Annotated in this window: 8 protein-coding genes and 1 pseudogene; 4 read left to right on the forward strand and 5 right to left on the reverse strand. The window is 74.4% G+C overall.

Annotated elements, in window-relative coordinates; translation table 11 throughout:
* Positions 1-5: 5 nt before the first annotated feature.
* Positions 6-1,385 carry a cell wall metabolism sensor histidine kinase WalK gene (locus DQ238_RS18320; RefSeq protein ID WP_147263114.1) on the forward strand — a complete coding sequence of 460 codons (1,380 nt, stop codon included), beginning with the start codon at positions 6-8 and terminating at the stop codon, positions 1,383-1,385.
* 79 nt (positions 1,386-1,464) lie between these two features.
* On the opposite strand, the gene DQ238_RS24155 is transcribed toward DQ238_RS18320, so the two are convergent.
* The gene (locus DQ238_RS24155; protein WP_113782678.1) at positions 1,465-1,830 is read right to left on the reverse strand and encodes an enolase C-terminal domain-like protein; all 366 of its coding nucleotides are present in this window, start codon (positions 1,828-1,830) and stop codon (positions 1,465-1,467) included.
* On the opposite strand from DQ238_RS24155, the pseudogene DQ238_RS24465 reads away from it, so the two are divergent.
* Positions 1,829-2,035 (forward strand): annotated as a pseudogene (locus DQ238_RS24465) (NADPH:quinone reductase); the annotation flags it as partial. The gene DQ238_RS24155 and the pseudogene DQ238_RS24465 overlap by 2 nt on opposite strands.
* A 347-nt stretch (positions 2,036-2,382) precedes the next feature.
* Positions 2,383-2,802, forward strand: coding sequence for a zinc-binding dehydrogenase (locus DQ238_RS24280; RefSeq protein ID WP_199506437.1), 420 nt, complete (start codon positions 2,383-2,385; stop codon positions 2,800-2,802).
* Between the two features lie 127 nt (positions 2,803-2,929).
* Here DQ238_RS24280 and DQ238_RS18335 read toward each other — a convergent pair whose 3' ends face one another.
* The gene (locus DQ238_RS18335; RefSeq protein WP_113782679.1) at positions 2,930-3,949 is read right to left on the reverse strand and encodes a YeiH family protein; all 1,020 of its coding nucleotides are present in this window, start codon (positions 3,947-3,949) and stop codon (positions 2,930-2,932) included.
* 70 nt (positions 3,950-4,019) lie between these two features.
* Between DQ238_RS18335 and DQ238_RS18340 the strand changes: the two genes are divergently transcribed.
* Positions 4,020-4,988, forward strand: coding sequence for a LysR family transcriptional regulator (locus DQ238_RS18340; RefSeq protein WP_199506438.1), 969 nt, complete (start codon positions 4,020-4,022; stop codon positions 4,986-4,988).
* Between the two features lie 428 nt (positions 4,989-5,416).
* On the opposite strand, the gene DQ238_RS18345 is transcribed toward DQ238_RS18340, so the two are convergent.
* The 3 genes from DQ238_RS18345 to DQ238_RS23385 form a co-directional block, all read right to left on the reverse strand.
* The gene (locus DQ238_RS18345) at positions 5,417-6,376 is read right to left on the reverse strand and encodes a PDR/VanB family oxidoreductase (protein ID WP_113782681.1); all 960 of its coding nucleotides are present in this window, start codon (positions 6,374-6,376) and stop codon (positions 5,417-5,419) included.
* A 108-nt stretch (positions 6,377-6,484) separates the two neighbouring features.
* Positions 6,485-6,865, reverse strand: coding sequence for a hypothetical protein (locus tag DQ238_RS18350; protein ID WP_113782682.1), 381 nt, complete (start codon positions 6,863-6,865; stop codon positions 6,485-6,487).
* Between the two features lie 86 nt (positions 6,866-6,951).
* On the reverse strand, positions 6,952-7,132 hold a 181-nt coding region (locus DQ238_RS23385; RefSeq protein WP_233496086.1), incomplete at its 5' end, for a hypothetical protein.

Below are 7,132 nucleotides of genomic sequence, written 5' to 3' on the forward strand. Positions count from 1 at the left end.
CGCCGGTGTCCCGGCTGCCGATCAGCGTGCGGCTGGCCGCGCTCACGGCCGCGTCGCTGGCCCTCCTGCTGGCGCTGGTCGGCGTCGCCGTGCACCAGCAGCTGGGCACGGCGCTGCGGGACGGTGTCGACCATCGCTTGGCGGCCCTGGCCAGAGCTCTGCCCGGCGGGGTGACCGCCGACGAGCGCGGCGGCGAAGCCGGGTACGAGGACGAGTTGGTGCAGATCGTCGACGCGCGCGACCGCGTGGTGAGCTCGACCGGGGACAGCGCGACCGACCGTCCCCTGCTCGGACCGGCGGACCTGGAGCGGGCCCGGTCCGGCGAGGCCGTCTTCCGCACGGTCACCGACGACGAGGGGGACGAGCTCCTCCGAACACTGGCCGTGGCCTCCGGTGACGAGGGTCAGGTCGCCGTCCTCGCCGCCGACCTCGAGGAGGTGGACGACGCGCGGGCGGCGCTGGTCGCCGGCTACCTCCCGGCGGCCGGCCTGGCCACTCTGCTCGCGGGCCTGCTCGGCTACGGCATCGCCCGCCGCGGGCTCGCCCCGGTTCGGCGGGCGACCGACGAGGCCCTGGTCATCAGCGCGGCCGACCTGTCCCGGCGGCTGTCCCCGCCGGCGCGCCTGGACGAGGTCGGCCGGCTCGTGCGCACCCTCAACGGGATGCTCGACCGGCTGGCCGCCGGCGTCGCCAGGGAACGGGCGTTCACCGCGGACTCCAGCCACGAGCTGCGCACCCCGCTGGCGATCCTGACCGCCGAGGTGGAACTGGTCCGGGACCGCGTGACCGACCCCGCCGTGCGAGCCGCTCTGGACACGGCGCTGGCAGAGGCCGGTCGCATATCCGGGCTCGTCGACGACCTCCTCGTGCTGGCCCGAACCGACGCCGGACACCTCGAGACCTCCCGTCCGCTGGATCTCGACGAGCTCGTCGGACGGGTGGTCGGCCGGTTCACCAGGCTCGCGGCACGACGGGGTGCCCAGTTGCGCAGCAGCGGGGCGGCCGTGGTCCGCGGCGACCCCGCCGCCGTGGAGCGCGCAGTCTCGAACCTCGTCGGCAACGCGCTGCGCCACACCCCGGACGGTGGCACGGTCACCGTCAACGTGCAGGCCACCGGGCCTGCGAGCGCCGAGGTCGTCGTCCGCGACACTGGGCCCGGTGTCCCTCCCGACCGGCTCGCCGGTCTCTTCGACCGGTTCAGCCGGGTGGACGACGCGCGCCACGAACGCGGCGGTGCCGGGCTGGGACTGGCCATCGTCGCCGCCGTGGCGGCCGCACACGGCGGCTGGGCCACCGCCGCCAACGACCCCTCCGGCGGACTCGTCGTCACGCTCGGGCTGGGCGCGACGGATCAGCCCCCGCTGCGGCACGCAGAACGCCGGTGAACTCCTCGGCCCGACGAGAACGGTCCGTCCCGCCGGCAGGTTCAGGCCGTCCGGTGCGCTATGGCGCTGTTCCTGATGCTCAGGCCCTCGCGGCTGCCACGGTCGCGGCGCGCTGCCACTCCAGGATGCCGCCGCCGCGGGTGACGTAGATCTGGAGGCGGTCCACGGCGCTGGTGGCGCACATCCGTCGGAAGTGGGCCAGGTCGTAGCCGTACTCCCCGGCGGCTCGCCCTGGCCGGGTGCGGCGGCGGAAGACCCCGGCCCCGGCCGGCCCGCCGAGGCGACTGCAACGTCGTGATTGGTGGGGCTGATCTGCCCGATCGCGTCTGCGGTGCTGCTCGCGCCCAGCGTCACCTCGCTGGCTCTGCTCTCCCTCGAGCCCGACCTGTTGGCTGCGGGACCCGCTGGGTAGGCCGCGAGGTATGCCCTCGCTCCCGACCACCATGCGCGCTGCCTACGTCGACGAGCTCGGCCCGGCGGAGAACATCCGGCTCGGCACTCTCGCGCTTCCAGGAACGGGTCCCACCGACGTGCTGGTCGCGGTGGACGCGGTGGTGGTCAACCCGGTCGACACGCTTGTCCGATCGGGCGCCTGTCCCACCCCGACCCCGTTCCCGTTCGTGATCGGCCGGGATCTCGTGGGGACCGTGGTGGTCGCGGGGGAGGGGACGACCGGGTTCGCCGCCGGCCAGCGGGTGTGGGCCAACAGCCTGGGCCACGGCGGGTGGCAGGGCGCCTTCGCCGAGTACGCCGGCGTGGCCGCCGACCGGCTCTACCATCTCCCCGACGGGGTCGATCCGCTGCGCGCGGTCGCGGTGGCCCACCCGGCGGCGACCGCGTTCCTGGGACTGTTCCGGCACGGACGCCTGCGGATGGGGGAGACCGTCTACGTCGGCGGCGGTGCCGGCAACGTCGGCACCGCGGTGATCCAGCTCGCCACCGTGGCGGGTGCCCGGGTGGTGGCCAGCGCACGGGGGAGGACGTCGAACGCTGCCGGATGGCCGGGGCGCAGGAGGTGGTCGACTACCGTGACCCGGACGTGGGGGACGGCATCCGGTCGGCGGTCCCGGACGGCGTGGACCTCTACTGGGACACCTCCGGGCACTCCGATCCTGGCGCGGCGCTCGCGGTGCTCGCTCACGGCGGCCGGATCGTGCTGTCGGCGGGGATGCAGGCACACCCGGAGCTGCCCGTGGGCGCCACCTACACCCGGGACGCAACCCTGGTCGGGTTCGCCATCAGCAACGCCACCGTCGATGACCTGGCCGAGGCCGCCGGGGCGATCAACCAGCGGCTCGCCGACGGCACCCTGACCACCAGGATCAGCGACGTTCTGCCGCTGGACCGCGCAGGCGAGGCGCACGGACGTCTCGAGCGCGGTACGACGTCGGGCACCCGGCTGGTGCTGCGGCCGTAGCGCGTCGGCACTTCGCCGTGCGGAGGCTCGTCCCGTCGTCCCCGCTGCCGTCCTGGACGTCCGCGCCGCACGAGCGGTTCAGGAACGTCGGCATGCGCTGGGCGGTGCCGGACTCGACGACCGCTGGTCACCGACCGAGCAGGCGGACGCCGAGGTAGGCCACGGTGCCGACCAGCAGCCAGGACCCCAGGCCGAGCAGCAGGGACCGGCCGCCGGTGCGGGCCAGCGTCGGCAGGTGGATCCCGGTGCCCAGACCGACCAGTGCGGCGGTGAGCAGCACGTGCTGCGCGAGACCGGCGGCGTCCAGGGCGGCGGCGGGGATCACCCCGGTACTGGTGACCGCGACGGCGGTCAGGAACCCGGCGACGAACAGCGGCACCGGCGGGGGCCGGTGCCCGCCCGGGGTCGCCGGGCCGCCGCGGCGGCGGGCGGCCAGTGACACGCCGGCGACCAGCGGGGCCAACAGCACCACCCGCGCCAGCTTGACGACGACGGCGGTGGTCAGGGCTCCGGGCACCCGGCTCGCCGTGGCGACGGTCTGGCCGACGTCGTGCACGCTGGCGCCCACCCACGCGCCGAAGCCCGGCACGTCGAGCCCCAGCGGCGCCCGCAGCAGCGGCAGGACCACGATGGCCAGGCTTCCGCAGAGGGTCACCAGCGCGATGGCGGTCCCGGTGTCCTCCTCGTCGGCGTCGGTGACCGGGCGCATCGCGGCCACCGCGGAGACGCCGCAGATGGAGAAGCCGGTGGCGATCAGCAGCCGCCGCGCCGGGGAGACGCCCAGCGCCCGGCCGAGCAGGCGGGTTCCGGCGAACGTGATGCCGACGGTTGCCAGCACGACGGCCAGGCCGCCGGCGCCCAGGTGCAGCAGCTGCGGCAGGGACAGCTGCAGCCCGAGCAGGACGACGGCCACCCGCAGCAACCGCGAGCCGGCCAGGTGCGTGCCCGGCCGCAGGGCCGGGCGGTGCCACCCCGCGTTGACCAGCAGCGCACCGAGGACGACGGCCGCCGTCGACGGGCCCACCGCCGGGACGACGGCCGCGACGGCGAACGCGACGGCGGTGGTGCCCCCCACCACCGCCAGGCCGGGCAGCAGCGCGCGGACCCGCGACCATGTCGTCGCTCGTCGGACATCGAGGTCGGCCATGCCTCGACCCTGCTCCCGTGCGGGCGCACCCGGTAGCCGGCCGCTCCTTGTACGGTGACAAGGAGTGTTTGTGACAGGAGGCGTCATGCTCAGCGCGCGGGTGCCGGGTCTGGCCGATCTGGAGATGCTGCTGGCCGTGGCACGCACCGGCAGCCTCAGCGCCGCTGCCACCGAGGTCGGCGTCACCCAGCAGGCGCTGTCGCTGCGGGTGCGCAGCATGGAGACGCGCATCGGGGTGTCGCTGCTGCTCCGCACGCCCCGCGGATCCTCCCTCACCGCCGCGGGTGTGGTGACCGCGCAGTGGGCGGTCAAGGTCCTCGACGCCGCGGCCGAGCTGGATGCCGGGATCGCCGCGCTGCGCAGCGATCAGCAGGCCCACCTCCGGGTCGCGGCCAGCCTGACCGTCGCCGAGCACCTGGTTCCCGGGTGGCTGGTCGCGCTGGCCGCACGGCAGAGGGCCGTCGGGAAGGTGCCCAGCGCGGCCGAGCTGGAGGCGACCAACAGCGACACCGTCGTCCGGCGGCTGCTCGACGGCGCCGCCGATGTCGGCTTCGTGGAGGGCCCACGGGCACCGGCCGGGCTGCGCTCGCGCGTCGTCGGTACCGACCGGCTGCTCGTCGTGGTGCCGCTCGGCCACCCGTGGGCCCGACGTCGGACGCCGGTCGACGTCGCCCAGCTGGCCGGCACTCCCCTGGTCAGCCGGGAGGTCGGCTCGGGTACCCGACAGGCCTTCGAGCACGCCGTTGCCGCGCAGCTGGCCGGCGACGTCCCGCTCGCGCCCCCGGCCCTGGAGCTGTCGAACGCCGCTGCGGTCCGGGCGGCGATCATCGCCGGAGCGGGGCCGGGCGCGCTGTCCTCGCTGGCCGTCGCCGACGACCTTGCGCTGGGCCGGCTGCGGACGGTCGACGTCCCCGGGCTGGACCTGCGCCGGCAACTGCGCGCGGTGTGGCTCGGGCCGCCGGTCCCGCCGGCCGGCGCCGTTCGCGATCTCGTCGCGGTCGCAGCAGGCCAGCGCCGGACCAGAACCAGCGACGGCTGAACGCCCCGTCATGCCGGTCCGGCCGGCGGGCTGCGCGTTCGGTCGTCCGGTTCGGTGGCCGCCATCGGCACGGTGATCCCGTGCCGGAGCCGCGGTGGCGGTCGATGGCCGGCGGGACGACGCTGCAGATCTCGCACCACCTCCGCCACCATCCAGGACGCCACACAATTCGGCTCCTGAATGTCGTTCCGCGAGGGCTGTCGGGTGCCTCCAGCTCGTTCATCGCATCGACGAAGAGCTGGTGCGGCCTTTCCTCGTGGCGAACTGCGGGACCTCCAGGGTCGGCAGCTCGCCGTGGCGCAGGAACCCGACAACCAGCGGGGGCGTGGTGCGACGCTCGGCGCGAACCTGGCCATGGTGGCGAGGCAGCGGCCCGCGTGGCGGCCACCTCGGCCTCGGAGCGGATGGCCCGGACGCCGACGGATGGTCTAGATGTCCAGCACCAGTCGTGGTCCGCGACAACGTGAGACACAGATCATCATGGAGTTGCCGGCCTGTTGCTCCTCGGGCGAGAGCAGCGAATCGCGGTGATCGGGAACACCGTCGAGAACCTTGGTCTCGCAGGTTCCGCAGATTCCTTCCTCGCAGGAGGTCGCCGGGTACACGCCGACGCTCTCCAGGGCCCGCACGACCGTCGTACCCACCGGAACGCGCACCCGTACGCCCGACCCGGCGGCCTCGACCTCGAACTCGTGGTCGCTGTCCTCCATCTCCGCGGCCGGCGCGACCGGGCGGAACCGCTCGATGTGCAGCGATCCAGGTGGCCAGGAGGCCATGGCGTCGGAGACGGCCCCGATCAGGCGCTCCGGACCGCAGCAGTAGACCAGTGCGCCGGGCACCGGCGTCGCCAGAAGATCGACGAGCGGCAACAGCCCGTGCTCCGCCTCGGGATGCAGCGTGACCTTGCCCTCGTGCCCCCGCAGTTCCTCGACGAACGCCATCGACTCCCGGCAGCGCCCGCCGTAGAGCAGAGTCCAGTCGGCTCCCCGGCGCTCCGCCTCACGGACCATCGCCAAGATGGGAGTGATGCCGATGCCACCGGCGATGAAGACATAGCGCTGAGCGTCGCCGAGGGCGAAGTTGTTGCGCGGCCCGCACGCCTCGAGGACCATGCCGGCTCGGAGCCGGTCGTGTACCGCGGCGGAGCCGCCCCGGCCGTCCGGCTCGCGCAGCACGCCGAGTCGCCAGGTCCGTCGATCGTCCAGGCTGCCGCACAACGAGTACTGCCGGACCAGTCCTCCGGGCAGCGTCAGGTCGATGTGGGCGCCGGGAGTCCAGGCCGGAAGCTCCGCTCCGTCGGCGTTCTCGAGCAGGACGGACAGGACGCCGTCTGCCTCCCAGCGCAGTTGACGGACAAGCAGGCGCAGGTCCGTGTCCTCGTTCGCCATCTCCAGCTCCCGTTCCGGTCGTCGGCCGGCCGCCGGTCTCGCACGGCGGCCGGCCGGGTCATGTCCGCCGTACTCGCGCGCCGGGGCGGCGGGCTGCGGCGGAGGCTGTCAGGGGACCCAGCGGAGCGGATCCCGGCCGGTGGGGCGAAGCCGGATGACCGAGGCCTCGCCACTGCCGGAGGCGGTGAGGACGAGGTGTTCGGACTCCTCGCCCTCGACGACGAAGACGTCGCCCGGTTCCAGCCACCGGTGCCAGGGACCGGAGGCGTCCTGGACGAGGTGCTGACCCTTGACGGCGACCACGACGAGTTCCTCACCCGGCTCGCGCAGCAGGTCCCGTTCGCCGGGCTCGCGGACGACGCTGTGGTCCGCGACCACGTGCTGGGGGTCGGCCTCGACGTGCACCTGCCACGGCTCGTTCCCGACACGCCGGATCGACCAGCGCCAGTCGTCACCCCGGCCCTCGGTGTCCGGACAGGCGGCGAGCACCTGGCCCGACCGTCCGCCGTCCTCGCCGGATTCCGGGGCAGCGACCTCTGTATTCAGCGCTGCCTCCCGAACGAGAAGCCACATCGTCAGCCTCGGGTGGGGGTGGTCAGGGCGGGTGTGGTTGCCCGGCCGGTCGAACCGGTGTCGGTGGTCTCGGCGGCGAGCAGTTGCTGCATGAGTCGGCGGGCCTTGGCCACGCCGCCGTCCTGGGCGATGAGCACGTCGTGCTCGCCGGCCGGGCGGGTGTCCATGCCGATCTGCTGCAGC

Source organism: Geodermatophilus sp. TF02-6, from assembly GCF_003319115.1.
Classification (GTDB): domain Bacteria; phylum Actinomycetota; class Actinomycetes; order Mycobacteriales; family Geodermatophilaceae; genus Geodermatophilus.